This window comes from Bradyrhizobium sp. F1.4.3, from assembly GCF_040548375.1.
Classification (GTDB): Bacteria; Pseudomonadota; Alphaproteobacteria; order Rhizobiales; family Xanthobacteraceae; genus Bradyrhizobium.
Genome location: NZ_JBEPRN010000001.1, coordinates 423,465 through 437,740 on the forward strand (window position 1 = coordinate 423,465; position 14,276 = coordinate 437,740).

Sequence of the window (14,276 nt, forward strand, 5' to 3'; positions counted from 1 at the left end):
GATTCAACATAGCGTCGCTCTCCCATTATGATGCGTCGGAGGCTTCTCGACGGATGCATCGAAATCCAAGATGACTTGTAGAAGTGTCGACCGGCTCCGCATGGCGCGCAGCCGGCCGGTAGCGCCGGCAGTAATTCGGCGCGCACAAATGCGAGCCGCCCTTGATGACCTTGCGTGGAATCTTGACGTCGGTCGTTCTTGGGTCGTAGCTATCGGTCTCGCGGCCGCCGCGCGGATTCTCTGGAATGCAGCAGGCTCTCGCAGCGTCGGCCTCATGCCGAGACGAGTACCAGTCCGACGTCCACTCCCAGACATTGCCGATCAGATCGTGCAGCCCGTAACCGTTCGGCGGGAACGCGGTGACCGGCGATGTCCGTTCGAATCCGTCGTCCCCGGTGTTTTGGCGCGGAAATTCGCCCTGCCAGGTGTTGGCCATATGACGGCCGTCAGGCGCAAATTCATCTCCCCATGCGAACTCGGCGCCGTTCAGTCCTCCGCGCGCCGCAAATTCCCATTCCGCTTCGGTCGGTAAATCCTTGCCAGCCCATCTTGCGTAAGCGAGCGCATCGCTGAAGGCCACATGCACGACGGGATGATCGTCCAGCCCTTGGATTTTGCTCCCCGGTCCGTAGGGATGCCGCCAGTCCGCGCCTTTGGCGAACGTCCACCACTGGCTGAAGTCCCGGAGACTGACCGGATGGTCGGGCGGCAAGAACACCAGGGAGCCCGCGTAGACCATGTGCGGGAGCATTCCGGGATAGTCCTTTGGATCGGGCGTGATCTCGGCAACGGTGACGTGGCCGGTAGCCCTGACGAACGCCTTGAATTGCCGGTTCGTCACTGGATGGCAATCCATCCAGAACGCATCCACGGTGACGCGGTGAACGGGCGCTTCTTCCGGATAGTGCCGATCCGAACCCATGCGAAACGTGCCGCCCGGCACATACAGCATCCCCTCACCTGCTGGATGCTGGAGCGCTTGTCCGTAATCAGGCGACGATTTCGTATTAGCCAGCTTCATGCCGATCTCCGGACACGTGTGCGATGGGCGTGCGCTGACACGGAGCCCGAACGCCCCACTTCCCGGTTGATCCAGATCAAAGGATTCTGTCCGCGTCCCTCACGACAGGGCTGGGCCGTCGGCAAGCTCTCCCATGTCCGCTGCGTCGTCGAAACCAAGGTGGATTCAGTGCATTAGGACGTCGCACCGGGGAGCCATTGGCTACTTTGCATGGGGTTGTTTTTGATATTTTGATTGTCCGGTCGCAAAAGCCTCAGACCGAACCTGATCTCATCCGGCTTTGGCGGCCCAGCGATCAGCGCGATTTGGCCTCCGACACCGGACCCTCAAATCATAGGCCACGAACTCAGCAATTTTGAATGGGCTGGGATTCAGGGAGCTTGCTGGAAAAGAAAGAGCAGGCTCGAAGGTCCGAATGTGGCGTCGTGTTAAACTACGCCACGGTATACGGCAGCTTCTCAGCTTGACGTCTGCTGTCTCTGGAATACTCGATCGTCCGCCTCCGCGGACGATGACAGCAAGTGTGTAGAGAGAACGCGCTCTGCCGAAGCGGCGTGTCTCACGCCCCGTTCAGGAATTGAAGCGGGTCAACCGGGCTCGATCCCTTGCGGATCTCGAAGTGAAGCTGCGGCGACGCCACCTCCCCGGATTGACCCGACTTGGCAATGATCTGGCCGCGCTTGATAGGATCTCCGCGCTTCACCAAAAGCTCGCTCGCATGGGCATATGCGGTGACGTAGCCGTTGGAGTGCCGAACCAGGACCAAATTGCCATAGCCCTTCAGCTCGTTGCCGGAATAGGCAACGACGCCGTCTTCTGCCGCCTTGACCGGCGTACCTTCGGGCACCGCAACATTGATGCCGTCATTGGACTTGCCGTTGGTCTTGGCGCCGTAGCTCGTGATCACCTTGCCGCGCACCGGCCAGCGGAAGGTCGGCAGCGCGCCGGTGGCCTCCGCAGCCTTCGCCGGGGCCTCGGCCGCCTTGTCTTCGATATTGGCGGTGGCCTGAGCCAGGCGGGCGCTCTGCGCCGGCGCGGCGACAGCGGCCATCTTGGTGGCAGGTGCGGTAGCGGCTGCAACGGGTTGCAGCGCAGCCGCAACGGGAGCGGCCGCGACAGGCGCCGGAGCCATCGGCGCAGCGACTGCAGCGGTCTTGGCACCCGGCACGGTCAGCTTGGTGCCGAGCTTGAGTTTTGCCGACGGCGCGAGGCCGTTGGCGCGAGCAAGCTCGGCCGCGGAGATATGGTTCTTGCGGGCGATGCTGGCGAGCGTGTCGCCGTGATTGACGAAATGGATGCTCGGCGGCGCGGCAACGGCCGCAAGCGGCTTCGCCGCGGGCGCCATGACGGGAGCTGCCGCGACCGGAGCCATCACCGGCGCGGGTGCAGCAGCCGTTGCACCCGGATGCGGAATGATCAGCTGCTGGCCGGGCGAGAGCGTGCGCGGCCCCTTGTAGCCGTTGGCGGCCATGATCGCCTGCGGGCTGACGTGATAGCGCTTGGCGAGTACGTCGAGCGTGTCGCTGGTGCCGACGATGATCTTGGTCCCGCCGGCCGGCTGGGCGGCGGCGACCGAGCGCGGCGGCACAGTGCCGGTCGCTTCAAGGCGCGGCTGGGCCGGCGGCGTGTACGAGCCGAGACCACGTCCTCCACTGGCGACACCCCCGCCCGCCGCAACGGGATAGGATTGCGGCGCAGCAACCGCCGGCGGCGGCAGGGGCTGCGACTGATAATAGCCGGGCTGGGTCTGCGGCCGCGCATATTGCGGCAGCTCACGCTGCGGCGGCGGGGCCTGCTGCACCGAGCCGGTCTGCTCAGACGCGAAGGGATTGGAGAAATTCGACTGGGACAGCCGCGACGACATGTCGGCGCTGCACCCTGCGAAGCTGAAGGAGATCAGCGCCAGCACCGCGACCTGCGGTACGCGGCGCGAGTAAAGCAACTCGGCGACAACAGACATGGTTACTCACTCGTACGCAACAGAACTGGTCTTTTAAGTAAACACGCGCCGAGTAAATAACGGCTTAACCCTCCCAATAAGATGTTGGCAGCACAGCCGATCCGGAATTCTACAGCTCCCGCGCCACGCCGGGCAGCGCCGGCACGAAGCGGACCTCGACGAGTTCCTTGCGCTCGATCCCGGTCTCGCTGCGGCTGAGGCGGGTCAGCGTTTGCACGCCCTGATGCGGGCCGACCGGCGCGATCAGGATACCCCCGACCTCAAGCCGCTCGATCAGGTTCTCGGGAATCTGCTCCATCGCAGCAGTGACGATGATGCGGTCGAACGGACCGATATTGGGGGGCAAGTTGAGGCCGTCACCCAGCATAACCTCGACATTGTGATAGCCGAGCTTCTCGATCCTGGCGCGGGCAACATCCGCCAGCTTGCGATAGCGCTCGACCGTCAGTACCTGTCGCGCCAGCCGCGACAGCACAGCGGCCTGATAGCCGGAGCCGGCGCCGATTTCGAGCACACGGTGCTGCTTCCGGAGCTGCAGCTGCTCGGTCATGTAGGCCACGACGAAGGGCTGGCTGATGGTCTGCCCGCACGCGATCGGCAGCGCCGTGTCACGGTAGGCGCCGTCGCGATCGGTCACTTCGACGAACTGGTCCCGCGGCACCTCTTCCATGGTTCGCAGCACGGCCTGATCGCTGATGCCCCGGCGCCTCAGCGTGAGCTGAAACATCATCTTTTCCGGCGGGTGCTGATTGGAGGCCATTGCTGTCTGCGTTCGTCTCGAAGGGGCTCGATCGATGATCCATCTCGCAACGGCCCCGGGCGAGAATCTTGTTCCGGCTCAGGAACCTATGATAGCGTTCTGGCGCAGCACTTGACCACAATCGGCTTACGACAATCTAAGCTATTTGCAGGTTTCCGTTGGCCGAAACGCGCATTGCGTCGCTTGGCGTTATCTGCGAACGTTTCAGGGAATGGGCAAGGACTCGGGTATGACTGCGACAGGGCTTTCGGGCCGCTCTGTATTCCTCGTCGAAGACGAGGTTATGATCAGGATGATGGTCGCGGACATGCTCGAAGAGCTCGGCTACAAGGTCGCAGCTGAAGCCGGCGACATCAACGAGGCGATGCGGCTGGCCCAGGCGACCGAGTTCGACATCGCCATCCTCGACGTCAACGTCAACGGCAAGGTCATCTCGCCGGTCGCCGATGTCATCAAGGCGAAGGGCTGCCCGTTCATCTTCGCGACCGGCTACGGCTCCTCGGGCCTGCCCGAGCAATACCGCGACCGGCCCGCACTTCAGAAGCCGTTCCAGCTCGATGCGCTCGGCAGAACGATCGAGGCCGCGCTGCGCCGCGGCTAGCCCCATCTCCAAGCCGCTACTTATTTCAGCGTCACGCTCAGCGCTTCGGAAAACGCTTCGTTGGTGCGATCGAGCCTGAGCGGCGTGACCGAGACGTAGCGCTCGCGCAGCGCTGCGAGATCGGTGCCTTCGGCAGGCGTGTCCATCATCGCCGCGCGTTCGAAGCCGATCCAGAAATAGGGATTGCCGCGGCCGTCCCTGCGCTCGTCGATCCTGAGGAAGCCGAGATTGCGCTTGCCCTGGCGGGTCACGCGGATGCCCAGAACATCCTCCGGCGCGCAGGACGGGAAGTTGACGTTGATAACGGTCTCCTTCGGGATTCCCGCGGCGATCACCTTGCGCAGGATGTCGGGCCCGAACTTGCGCGCGGTGTCCCACGGCGGCCGCTCGCGGGTCTCAACGCTGAATTCCTGCGACAGCGCGAAGGACGGTATCCCCAGGATGGTGCCTTCCAGCGCACCTGCGATGGTGCCTGAATAGACCACGTCCTCAGCGACGTTGCGGCCCTTGTTGACGCCGGACAGCACGAGGTCGGGCGGCTTCGTGCCCAGGATATGGCGCGCGCCCATGATGACGCAGTCGGTCGGCGTGCCGCGCACCGCGAAGTGCCGTGGCCCGACTTCGCGCAGGCGCAGGGGATCGTTCAGTGACAGCGAATGCGACACTCCGGACTGGTCGAGCTCGGGCGCCACCACCCAAACATCGTCGGACAGCGCGCGTGCGATCTCCTCCACGACCTTGAGGCCGGGAGCGTGGATGCCGTCGTCATTGGTGCAGAGAATGCGCATGCCGGAGGTCGATTCCTGAAATGGGGTCAGGCCGTCTTATCCGGCTACGGCCGATCAGGCAAACCGGCCAATTCCGGGAATTCGGCCGGGCGATGCAGATCTCCTGTGTGATCTAGCTCATTGCGGCAGTGCAACGCCGCATCCTATTTTTCCCACGCATTGTCAGGCAACTGGGCACGGAATGACCCGCTTTGCAGTCGCTTTCCTTCTCGGCCTCAGCCTGGGCCTCTGCGTGCCAGGGACGGGACAGGCTCAGGATTCGGAGCCCGTGGACCGCTGCTTTCCCTGGCAGGAGTTTCGCAACGGCGTCTGCGTCGCCAAACCGGTACCGCTGACGCCGCCCCAACCGTTTCCGGCCGCGCCGGCCTCAACTCCGCCTCCAGACCCGGCGGACAGCAGCGCAGCGACCACTCCGCCGGTCTGCCCGGCCAACGCCCATGTCGATGGCGGCGCCTGCGTCGCCGACACACCACGGCCCCCACATGCGTTGATCACCATCACCTGCAACGGCGGCGCAGCGGGCAATGGGCAATGCACCTGCCCGGCCGGCTTCGAATTAATGCCGGCGGAGATGGATCCGGGCGGCACCTGCGTGCGGAGCAATGCGGAGAATTGCGTCGGCGGCGCGATGACTGTCACGGGCCAGTGTCTGTGCAACAGCCAGGTCACGATGTCCGGGCAGGTCTACGACCTCGAATTCGCCAAAGGCCAATGCGTGCCAAAACGCTGTCCGCGCGACGGCTTCTGCGCCACGGCGGCAGCGAAGCCGGATGCCGATGTCTCGCCAAAATTGTCATCAGAGGATCGGCCGCGCGACTGCGGGCGCGGCATGGTCGCGACGCGCCACGGCTGCATGCCGGCACGCCATCGCTCGCACGCGACCGACCCGGGCACATACTTCCGGATCGCGCCGAACTATCCAAGCCCGATGCACTACTAGCGGCGGATGCGCCATTGCGGCAGGAAGCGTGCGAGCTGGCCTTCGGCGCGTAGCTTCATCGCCGGTACGACTGGGCTCGCGACGGGCGTCTCAATCGCACCGAGCGCCTCCAATTGCGCTACGATCGGGTCCGGCACCGGCGTTTGCGGAAAACGCTCGCGTGCCACTGTCAGCGCCTTGTCAAAATCCGCAGCATTCACGCCGGGCTTGGCCCGCCGGCTCTGCACGAGATCGTCGTCCCACAGCCGCGCGAGATCGATGTCCAATACGCCGCGCAGACGCTGGTCGACAGCCTGGATGCCGGCGCCCGTCACCGTCCATTGTTTGCCGACCCAGAAGATGTCGCGGTGCAAGGCCATGGACGATCGGCTCGCATTGACGGGCAGCCGTCAGGATAACCGGCCGCCCGATCTTCGCAACCAAACGTTTCTGCCGCAACACCCGGCAATGGAGCGTTACTCGCGCGCGACCACCTTCAGCCCGCCCATATAGGGCTGGAGCGCGTCGGGGACGGCGATCGAGCCGTCCTTCTGCTGATAGGTCTCCATCACCGCAATCAGCGCGCGACCGACCGCTGTGCCGGAGCCGTTCAGCGTGTGCACGAAACGCGGCTTGCCGTCGGGGCCACGCGAGCGCGCATCCATGCGCCGCGCCTGGAAGTCGCCGCAGACTGAGCAGCTCGAGATCTCGCGGAACATGCCGCCATCGCCCTGCCCGGGCATCCAGACCTCGATGTCATAGGTTTTTTGCGACGAAAAACCCATATCCCCTGCGCAGAGCGTCATGACGCGATAGTGTAGGTCGAGCTTCTGCAACACCTGCTCGGCGCAAGAAAGCATCCGCTCCAGCTCGTCTTTGCTGGTCTCCGGCGTCGTGATCGACACCAGCTCGACCTTGGTGAACTGGTGCTGGCGGATCATGCCGCGGGTGTCGCGTCCGGCAGCGCCGGCTTCGGCGCGGAAGCACGGCGTCAGCGCGGTCACCCGCATCGGCAACTGTTTTTCGTCGAGGATGGATTCGCGCGCGAGGTTGGTGAGCGACACTTCCGCGGTCGGGATGAGGCCGAGGCGCTCGGTCTTCAACCGCTCATGATCCGGCGCGGCCAACAATTCGCCCTTGATCGCCCAGAACTGGTCGTCCTCGAATTTCGGCAACTGCCCCGTGCCGAACATCACCTCGTTGCGCACCAGCAGCGGCGGGTTGATCTCGGTGTAGCCGTGCTCAGTGGTGTGCAGGTCGAGCATGAACTGCCCGATCGCGCGTTCGAGCCGCGCCAGCCCCTTCTTCAGCACGACAAAGCGCGCGCCGGAGAGCTTTGCCGCCGCCTCGAAATCCATGTAGCCGAGCGCCGTGCCGAGATCGTCATGCAGCTTCGGCGTGAACGCGTAATTGCGCTTCTTGCCGAACACATGGTGCTGCACGTTGCCGTGCTCGTCGACGCCATCGGGCACTTCGTCGAACGGCAGGTTCGGAATCGCGGAGAGCTCTTTCGTCAGCTCCTCATCGGCCGCCTTCGCCGCGGCCTCAAGCTGCGGCATCGTGGTCTTCAGTTCGGCGACCTCGGCCATCAGCTTGGCCGCGCGCGCATCGTCCTTCGCCTTCTTGGCGTCACCGATTTCCTTGGAAGCAGCATTGCGCCGCGCCTGGGCCTGCTCGGATGCCAGGATCGCCGCCCGCCGCGTCTCGTCAATCGCGAGCAGCGAGGCCGACAGCGGCTTCAGACCTCGCCGCGCGAGGCCGGCGTCAAAAGCTTGCGGATTGTCGCGGATCGATTTGATGTCGTGCATGGCGGCGGTCCTGGGGGTATTGGGCGAACGGCCAGATGATTCATGCCAGTCGTTCGCGGCGGGGCCTCCACTAGCACAACTGTCGTCACCCGCGAAGGCGGGTGATCCAGTATTCCAGAGACGACTGCAATTCCCCGAGAGACCGCGGCGTCCTGGATTCCCCGCCTTCGCGGGGAATGACAGCGAGGGTGCGGCGCCCTACTCCGCCGGGTTGGCGTCCGACGACGCGTCGGTGCCGGAGGGAGCCTGGGAGGCCGCCGCCTTCTTCTCCACCATCGAGACCGCAATGATCGAGCCCTCGTAGAGCGCGAGTAGCGGAATCGCGAGCGAGCACTGGCTGAGCACGTCCGGCGGCGTCAGCACGGCGGCGATGATGAAGGCGACGACAATGAAATAGCGGCGCTTCTCGCGTAGCATTTTCGAGGTGATGATGCCGATCCGCCCCAGCAGCGTCAGGATCACCGGAAGCTGGAAGGCGATGCCGAAGGCGAAAATCAGCGACATCATCAGCGACAGATATTCGCCGACCTTGGGCAGCAGCTGAATCTGCGCGGTCTCGTCACTGCCGGCCTGCTGCATGCCGAGCGAGAAGCGAACCAGCATCGGCAGCACGACGAAATAGACCAGTGCTGCGCCCAGCACGAAGAAGAACGGGGTCGCTACCAGATAGGGCAGGAAGGCCTGCTTCTCGTGCTTGTAAAGGCCAGGCGCGACGAATTTGTAGATTTGCGTGGCGACGATCGGGAACGAGATGAAGCCGGCGCCGAACAGCGCGAGCTTGAGCTGGGTGATGAAATATTCCAGCAGCGCCGTGTAGATGAATTTCGAATTATCGGCGCCTGCGACCCACACGAACGGCCAGACCAGCACGTTGTAGATCTGCTTAGCGAAGAAGAAGCAGAAGATGAAGGCCAGGCCGAAGCCGAGCAGAGCCTTGATCAGCCGCGACCGCAGCTCGATCAAATGGTCCATCAAGGGGGCTTTGCTGGCCTCGATCTCGGCGTCGCTCATGACGCTTTGGCGTCCTTGATCGCCTCGGATGGCGCGGTGTCCTGGGTAACGGTCTCTTGTGTAACGCTCTCCTGGGTGACCTCAGCCGGCTCGACCTCGCGGGTGATCGCGAGCGGCTCGTTCACTGCTGCATGCACCTCAGCTTCCACGAAGGTCTCGGGCGTCGGAGTTTCCGGTGTCGTTGGCGCTTCACTTGAAGTCGCCAGCGCTTCGCTTGAAGGCGCCGGCGCTTCGACAGCCGCAGAGGTCTCCGCCGGCTTGTCGAGCGCATCGACGCGCAGCGCGTCGCTGACGTCCTTCTGGAGCGATGTCATCAAATTGTTGCCGGCGAAGCCGGAGGCGGCTTCCTTGACCTCGTCAAAGCTCTTCTTGAGGTCGGCCATTTCGGCCTCGCGCATCGCCTCCTGGAATTGGCCCTGGAATTCGGCGGCCATCTTGCGGGCCTTGCCCATCCATTGACCGACCATGCGCAGCACGCCCGGCAGCTCTTTCGGGCCGATGGCGACCAGGGCCACGACCCCGATCAGAACCAGTTCACTCCACCCGATATCGAACATGACGTCTTCCGTTCACGCGAAATCACGACCGGCCCAATCCCTCACGCGCAGGATCGGGTCCGCTTCCCGCGTCTCGCGTGCTCCTGGCTCAGACGGCCTTGCTGCCGACGTCGGATCGTGCCGCGGTCGGCGCCGCAGTGTGCTCGATGGACTTGGACGGCTCGGGCTTTTCGGCGACCTTGTCGTCGTCCTGCATGCCCTTCTTGAAGGCCTTGATGCCCTGCGCCACGTCGCCCATCAGATCCGAAATCTTGCCGCGGCCGAACAGCAGCAGGACCACTGCGATCACCAAGATCCAGTGCCAAATGCTAAGCGAACCCATCCTGCAACCCTCCAAACGCGCATGGCCGGGGACCCGGCCGATCTTCACCGAAACGTAGGCTTCGCAGGTGTCAAAAACAAGGACCAAGGCAGCGCCAATTCGCTGTTGGCGCTACGTAATCTTGCTAGTGTTAACCGGTCGCAGGGGGCCCGCAAAAGGACGAAACGTCAGTCCTCGCCGCCGCCCTCATTGCCGCCTTCCGGCTCCTCGGGCTCGACCGCCGGAGCAAGCGCGAGATCAAGGTCCTCGCCCGGTTCCAGCGGATCCTCGTCCTCGCGCAGCGCCGGATCGTCCGACGGCGTGGGCACGCTGAATCCGGTCGGCAAGCGCGAATCCAAGAGGCCCGTGCCCTTCAACTCCTCAAGACCCGGCAAATCGCCGAGCTGTTCCAGGGTGAACTGCGACAGGAAGTCCTCTGTGGTTCCAAAGGTCAGCGGACGGCCGGGTGTCTTGCGACGGCCGCGCGGCTTGATCCAGCCAGTCTCAAGCAGCACGTCGAGGGTGCCCTTCGAGGTGACGACGCCGCGGATCTCTTCGATCTCGGCGCGCGTCACCGGCTGGTGATAGGCGATGATCGCCAGCACCTCGATCGCCGCACGCGACAGGCGTCGGGTCTCGGTGCTCTCACGCGTCATCAGCCAGGCGAGATCGCCGGCGGTACGGAAGGTCCATTTGTTGGCGACACGCACGAGGTTGACGCCACGCGTGGCATATTCGGCCTGTAGTTGCGCAAGCGCGGCCTTGACATCGACGCCGTCCGGCATGCGCTTGGCCAGCGTCGCTGTATCCAGCGGTTCACTCGAGGCAAACAGCAGCGCTTCCAGCAGCCGCAATTCTTCGGGACGCGCCTGGGATTCGTTCTCCATCGGCTCGGCCTCGTCTACCCGCGCTTCAGCCAGGCTTGCCATGGCAGATTCTCCTTCTTGCACTTAACCGACCGGCGCATCAGGCGCAGGAGTTGCGTCTGGCACCGGTTGATGGCGCCCCTTCCGGAAATAAATGGGCGCAAACGCCTCTTTCTGGTTCAGCTCGAGCTGACCTTCCCGCACCAGTTCGAGCGCGGCGGCGAAGCTCGAGGCGAGCACCGTCGCGCGCTGCGTCGGATCGGCGACGTGCCGGAGCAGATAGTCGTCGAGAACGCCCCAATCATCTTGCTCGGTGATGCTGCCGACCAGCCGCTCCAGCGTGGCGCGCGCCTCGGCGAGCGACCACACCGTGCGCTTGGCCAGATGCACGCTTGCCAGCACACGCGATTGGCGCTGCGCGGCGTAGGCGGTGAGCAAGTCGTACAGCGTCGCCGTATATTTCGGATGCCTGATCTCGGCGATGGATTCGGGCTCGCCGCGCGGAAAGATGTCGCGCAGCAATTGCTGCCTGTTCATCAGCCGGTTGGCGGCCTCGCGAATGGCTTCCAGCCGGCGCAGACGGTTGGCAAGCGCGGTTGCCATCTCCTCGGCGCTCGGACCTTCCGCACTCGGCGGCTCCGGCAGCAGCAGGCGCGACTTCAGGAAAGCGAGCCAGGCCGCCATCACGAGATAATCGGCGGCAAGCTCAAGCCGGATCTTTCGCGCGGCTTCGATGAAGTGGAGATACTGGTCGGCCAGAGCCAGGATCGAGATCTTGGCGAGGTCGACCTTCTGCTGCCGCGCCAGCGCGAGCAGCAGATCGAGCGGGCCTTCATAGCCCTCGACGTCCACCACCAAAGCCGGCTCGCCCTCGGCAAGCTCTGCGGGCCGCCCGGTTTCAAACGATAGGATTTCTGCGGTCATGCGGATGCCGTGTTTGCCCGTGCAATCAATGCGTCCAGTTCGGCGCGTGCGGCCGCGCGGTCGAACGGCCGCGGCGTCTTGCGCGCAGCAAGTGCGGCGTTCGCCCGCGCCAGCGCCCTGCCCGACAATTCCGGCGTCTGGGCGGCAACGTCACGCATCTCCTCGATATTGCCGTTGCAATGCAGCGCCATATCGCAACCGGCCGCGAAGATGGCCCGGGTGCGCTCGGCAAGATTGCCCGCCAGCGCGTTCATCGACACGTCATCACTCATTAACAGACCCTGGAACCCGATCGCGTGGCGAATCACCTGATCAATCATTGTCGCAGAAGTCGTCGCCGGTTGGGCGGGGTCGACGGCGCTAAACACAACATGTGCGGTCATCGCCATCGGCAGGTCCGCAAGTGGCTTGAACGCGGCGAAGTCGGTGCGGTCCAGTTCGTCCCGCGGCGTATCGACGGTCGGCAGCCTGAAATGGGTGTCGGCGGTCGCCCGTCCGTGGCCGGGAATGTGTTTCAGCACCGGCAGCACGCCGCCCTGCTCCAGCCCTTCCGTGACTGCGCGGGCGATCGCCGCGACCTTGCCCGGCTCGGTGCCGTAAGCCCGATTCCCGATGACGGCATCGGCGCCCGCAACCGGCACGTCAGCCAGCGGCAAGCAATCGACCGTGATGCCGAGATCGGCGAGATCGGCTGCGATTAACCGCGCGCTGAGCCGCGCGGCGGTCAGCCCGAGGTCCGAATCAGTGTCGTACAACGTGCCGAAAACGGCGCCCGGCGGATAGGCCGGCCAGTGCGGCGGTCCCAGTCGCTGCACCCGTCCGCCCTCCTGATCGATCAGGACCGGGGCGTCGGAGACGTCTGCAACCGCCCGAAATTCCGCAACCAATGCAGCGACTTGAGCCGGGGTCTCGATATTACGCTTGAAGAGGATGAAGCCCCATGGGCGCTCGGCACGGATAAACTCCCGCTCGGCGGCGGTCAGTTCCGTTCCGGATACGCCGGTAATGAAGGCCCGCGTGCTCATAAGGGCCGATTAACCCTGCCCCGTGAGGGGGTCAAGGAAACCGCCGCTAATTCCTCTGGACGAAGCAGGACGGCAGGCCAGCGGACTTCAGATTGTTGCAGGCCTGCACCGCCTCGTCCGCCGAGCCGTATGGTCCGGCGAAGGCGCGGAAGACGATTCCCTTGCCCTTGTCGGTGAGATCGACCCGCTTGATGACCGGGGAACGGGAGCCGAGCACGCTGCCGTATTTGCTCTGAAGCACCCGATACGAGGCATGCGCGCTCTCCTCGCTCTGTTGCGACGAGACCTGCACCACAAAGCCGCCACCGGCACTACTGCTCGTGGGCGCAATTTGCGTCGGATTGGTCGCAGCCATGCGCTGCGGCGGCTCGGATGGAGCCGCCTGCGGCGAGAGCGAGAGCGGCTGGTTGGCGCTGGCATTGGCCGAGGTCGGCGGGGTATGCGGCGCTGCAGGCGCTGCGACCGGCTTCGGCGGCGCAGCCGGCTTGGCAGCCGTTGACGGCGCAGCAGCTTGCGGCGCGGCGCTGTCGGTCTGATCGCCCCTGACGGCTACAGTCCTGATCGCGCGCGGCGTGTTGTTCGGCATCGTTCCGTTGCTCGGGATCGGACCGGCACTCGGCGGTGGAAGAACGGTGGACGGCGACACGCTCGCGACCGGCGGCGGGTTCGCGTTCGGGTTCAACGGCGGGAACACCACGCGGGGACCGGCCGCCTTGGCGTTGACGTCGACGGGCGCCTCCTCGCGCGGCACGATCTTCTCGGAGCCGTCACCGCTCGCCATGCGGTCAGGCACCTTGACAGAGGAATCCGTCGGCGCCGGCACGATCTTGGTCGGCGTGTTGTCGGCCTTGATGACCGGCGGCTCGCCGCTGCGGGGCGAGCCGATATAAGTCTTGTAGGCGAAGGCCGCGCCGGTTCCGACCACAGCGAGCGCCAGGATCGCCGCAACCGTCATCATGCCGCCGCGCGATTTCCTGGGCTCGTCGAGATCGGCCTCGGGATAGTCGCTCTGGAACGCGTAGGGATCGTCCGGATAGGCCGGCTCGCGCTGAAAATCCTGCTCACCCGCCTCGAGCCGGCCGTAGAGCGCATCATCGTAGCGCGCCGGATCGGGCTGCTCGTGCTGCTCGTGGTAGGCCTGCTCCTGGTGGTAGGCTTGATCCTGATACGCCTGGTCCCGATAAGTTTGACCTTGAGCGTGATCCTGATAGGCCTGCGGCTGATGAAAATCAGGCTCGCGCACGGCTGGCTGGGCTGAATAGCGATGCAATGGATGAACCGGGTTCACGGACACGGGATAGTCAGGCTCGGGAGCGGATGCAGGCTGTGCCTGCACATTGGCGCGCCGCATCCATGACGGCGGCCCAGGCTCCGGCGGTGGCGCCGGCTCGGCATAGTCCTGCTGATAGTCGTCCTGCGGATAATCGTCGTCTTGGTAGCTCTGCGTGGGCGCAGGCGCTGCTGGCGGCCGTGCAGTCGGACGATCCTGCGCCGCGAAGGGATCAGTCTGTCCGATCAGGCGGGCGAGTTCGGCCAAGGGATCGCTCTCCGCCCCCCCATGCTGATCGCCACCGCGACCATAGTCATCGGAAGGAAACGGTCTGTCCTGATATCGATCGGCCATCGTGATGATGTGTCCCTTCGGGAAAGCCGCGCGCCCTCGACCAAGGCGCGGCTTTCGACCCACAAGGCTTTCAACCAAGTCTAAGCGATCCGGCTTCTGCCGGTACCCCCA

Annotated in this window: 15 protein-coding genes; 2 read left to right on the top strand and 13 right to left on the bottom strand. The window is 64.5% G+C overall.

Annotated features, from left to right (window positions below; all coding sequences use genetic code 11):
* Window positions 1-25 precede the first annotated feature (25 nt).
* From ABIB73_RS02165 to ABIB73_RS02175, 3 genes are all read right to left on the bottom strand, one after another.
* On the bottom strand, window positions 26-1,021 hold the full coding sequence (locus ABIB73_RS02165) for a formylglycine-generating enzyme family protein (RefSeq protein WP_354220969.1): 996 nt from the start codon (window positions 1,019-1,021) through the stop codon (window positions 26-28).
* Between the two features lie 559 nt (window positions 1,022-1,580).
* On the bottom strand, window positions 1,581-2,981 hold the full coding sequence (locus tag ABIB73_RS02170) for a peptidoglycan DD-metalloendopeptidase family protein (RefSeq protein ID WP_354220971.1): 1,401 nt from the start codon (window positions 2,979-2,981) through the stop codon (window positions 1,581-1,583).
* 109 nt (window positions 2,982-3,090) lie between these two features.
* A complete protein-coding gene (locus ABIB73_RS02175) occupies window positions 3,091-3,741 on the bottom strand; it encodes a protein-L-isoaspartate(D-aspartate) O-methyltransferase (RefSeq protein ID WP_354220972.1) in 651 nt (216 codons plus the stop codon).
* 229 nt (window positions 3,742-3,970) lie between these two features.
* Between ABIB73_RS02175 and ABIB73_RS02180 the strand changes: the two genes are divergently transcribed.
* On the top strand, window positions 3,971-4,342 hold the full coding sequence (locus ABIB73_RS02180) for a response regulator (RefSeq protein ID WP_354220973.1): 372 nt from the start codon (window positions 3,971-3,973) through the stop codon (window positions 4,340-4,342).
* Window positions 4,343-4,362: 20 nt separating this feature from the next.
* On the opposite strand, the gene surE is transcribed toward ABIB73_RS02180, so the two are convergent.
* Window positions 4,363-5,130 carry a 5'/3'-nucleotidase SurE gene (surE, locus tag ABIB73_RS02185; protein ID WP_354220975.1) on the bottom strand — a complete coding sequence of 256 codons (768 nt, stop codon included), beginning with the start codon at window positions 5,128-5,130 and terminating at the stop codon, window positions 4,363-4,365.
* 181 nt (window positions 5,131-5,311) lie between these two features.
* Here surE and ABIB73_RS02190 point away from each other — a divergent pair, with 181 nt between their 5' ends.
* Entirely contained in the window at window positions 5,312-6,070 is a 759-nt protein-coding gene (locus tag ABIB73_RS02190) for a hypothetical protein (RefSeq protein WP_354220977.1), read from the top strand.
* Here the strand turns inward: ABIB73_RS02190 and ABIB73_RS02195 are convergent.
* The 9 genes from ABIB73_RS02195 to ABIB73_RS02235 all read right to left on the bottom strand — a co-directional run bounded on the left by ABIB73_RS02195 (window position 6,067) and on the right by ABIB73_RS02235 (window position 14,165).
* The gene (locus ABIB73_RS02195; protein WP_354220979.1) at window positions 6,067-6,429 is read right to left on the bottom strand and encodes a hypothetical protein; all 363 of its coding nucleotides are present in this window, start codon (window positions 6,427-6,429) and stop codon (window positions 6,067-6,069) included. The genes ABIB73_RS02190 and ABIB73_RS02195 overlap by 4 nt on opposite strands.
* 96 nt (window positions 6,430-6,525) lie before the next feature.
* Entirely contained in the window at window positions 6,526-7,857 is a 1,332-nt protein-coding gene (gene serS / locus ABIB73_RS02200; RefSeq protein ID WP_354220981.1) for a serine--tRNA ligase, read from the bottom strand.
* A gap of 198 nt (window positions 7,858-8,055) precedes the next feature.
* Complete coding sequence (gene tatC / locus ABIB73_RS02205) at window positions 8,056-8,868, bottom strand: twin-arginine translocase subunit TatC (RefSeq protein WP_354220983.1); 813 nt, start codon at window positions 8,866-8,868, stop codon at window positions 8,056-8,058.
* Window positions 8,865-9,425 carry a Sec-independent protein translocase protein TatB gene (tatB, locus tag ABIB73_RS02210; protein ID WP_354220985.1) on the bottom strand — a complete coding sequence of 187 codons (561 nt, stop codon included), beginning with the start codon at window positions 9,423-9,425 and terminating at the stop codon, window positions 8,865-8,867. The genes tatC and tatB overlap by 4 nt, the downstream gene beginning before the upstream one ends.
* 88 nt (window positions 9,426-9,513) lie before the next feature.
* Entirely contained in the window at window positions 9,514-9,747 is a 234-nt protein-coding gene (locus ABIB73_RS02215) for a twin-arginine translocase TatA/TatE family subunit (protein ID WP_354220987.1), read from the bottom strand.
* A gap of 167 nt (window positions 9,748-9,914) precedes the next feature.
* Window positions 9,915-10,655 (bottom strand): SMC-Scp complex subunit ScpB, encoded by a 741-nt coding sequence (scpB, locus tag ABIB73_RS02220; RefSeq protein WP_354220989.1) that lies wholly within the window; start codon window positions 10,653-10,655, stop codon window positions 9,915-9,917.
* A gap of 21 nt (window positions 10,656-10,676) precedes the next feature.
* Window positions 10,677-11,516 (bottom strand): segregation and condensation protein A, encoded by an 840-nt coding sequence (locus tag ABIB73_RS02225; protein ID WP_354220991.1) that lies wholly within the window; start codon window positions 11,514-11,516, stop codon window positions 10,677-10,679.
* Window positions 11,513-12,541: a beta-N-acetylhexosaminidase gene (nagZ, locus tag ABIB73_RS02230; protein ID WP_354220992.1), complete on the bottom strand. Its 1,029-nt coding sequence runs from the start codon at window positions 12,539-12,541 to the stop codon at window positions 11,513-11,515. The genes ABIB73_RS02225 and nagZ overlap by 4 nt, the downstream gene beginning before the upstream one ends.
* Before the next feature lie 46 nt (window positions 12,542-12,587).
* A complete protein-coding gene (locus tag ABIB73_RS02235; RefSeq protein ID WP_354220994.1) occupies window positions 12,588-14,165 on the bottom strand; it encodes an SPOR domain-containing protein in 1,578 nt (525 codons plus the stop codon).
* Window positions 14,166-14,276: the final 111 nt, after the last annotated feature.

Coding starts and splice junctions, on each gene's coding strand:
- ABIB73_RS02190 (WP_354220977.1), top strand. CDS start 5,312: ATGACCCGCTTTGCAGTCGCTTTCCTTCTCGGCCTCAGCCTGGGCCTC.
- ABIB73_RS02180 (WP_354220973.1), top strand. CDS start 3,971: ATGACTGCGACAGGGCTTTCGGGCCGCTCTGTATTCCTCGTCGAAGAC.
- ABIB73_RS02225 (WP_354220991.1), bottom strand. CDS start 11,516: ATGACCGCAGAAATCCTATCGTTTGAAACCGGGCGGCCCGCAGAGCTT.
- tatC (WP_354220983.1), bottom strand. CDS start 8,868: ATGAGCGACGCCGAGATCGAGGCCAGCAAAGCCCCCTTGATGGACCAT.
- ABIB73_RS02175 (WP_354220972.1), bottom strand. CDS start 3,741: ATGGCCTCCAATCAGCACCCGCCGGAAAAGATGATGTTTCAGCTCACG.
- ABIB73_RS02170 (WP_354220971.1), bottom strand. CDS start 2,981: ATGTCTGTTGTCGCCGAGTTGCTTTACTCGCGCCGCGTACCGCAGGTC.
- ABIB73_RS02195 (WP_354220979.1), bottom strand. CDS start 6,429: ATGGCCTTGCACCGCGACATCTTCTGGGTCGGCAAACAATGGACGGTG.
- ABIB73_RS02165 (WP_354220969.1), bottom strand. CDS start 1,021: ATGAAGCTGGCTAATACGAAATCGTCGCCTGATTACGGACAAGCGCTC.
- scpB (WP_354220989.1), bottom strand. CDS start 10,655: ATGGCAAGCCTGGCTGAAGCGCGGGTAGACGAGGCCGAGCCGATGGAG.
- ABIB73_RS02235 (WP_354220994.1), bottom strand. CDS start 14,165: ATGGCCGATCGATATCAGGACAGACCGTTTCCTTCCGATGACTATGGT.
- surE (WP_354220975.1), bottom strand. CDS start 5,130: ATGCGCATTCTCTGCACCAATGACGACGGCATCCACGCTCCCGGCCTC.
- nagZ (WP_354220992.1), bottom strand. CDS start 12,541: ATGAGCACGCGGGCCTTCATTACCGGCGTATCCGGAACGGAACTGACC.
- ABIB73_RS02215 (WP_354220987.1), bottom strand. CDS start 9,747: ATGGGTTCGCTTAGCATTTGGCACTGGATCTTGGTGATCGCAGTGGTC.
- tatB (WP_354220985.1), bottom strand. CDS start 9,425: ATGTTCGATATCGGGTGGAGTGAACTGGTTCTGATCGGGGTCGTGGCC.
- serS (WP_354220981.1), bottom strand. CDS start 7,857: ATGCACGACATCAAATCGATCCGCGACAATCCGCAAGCTTTTGACGCC.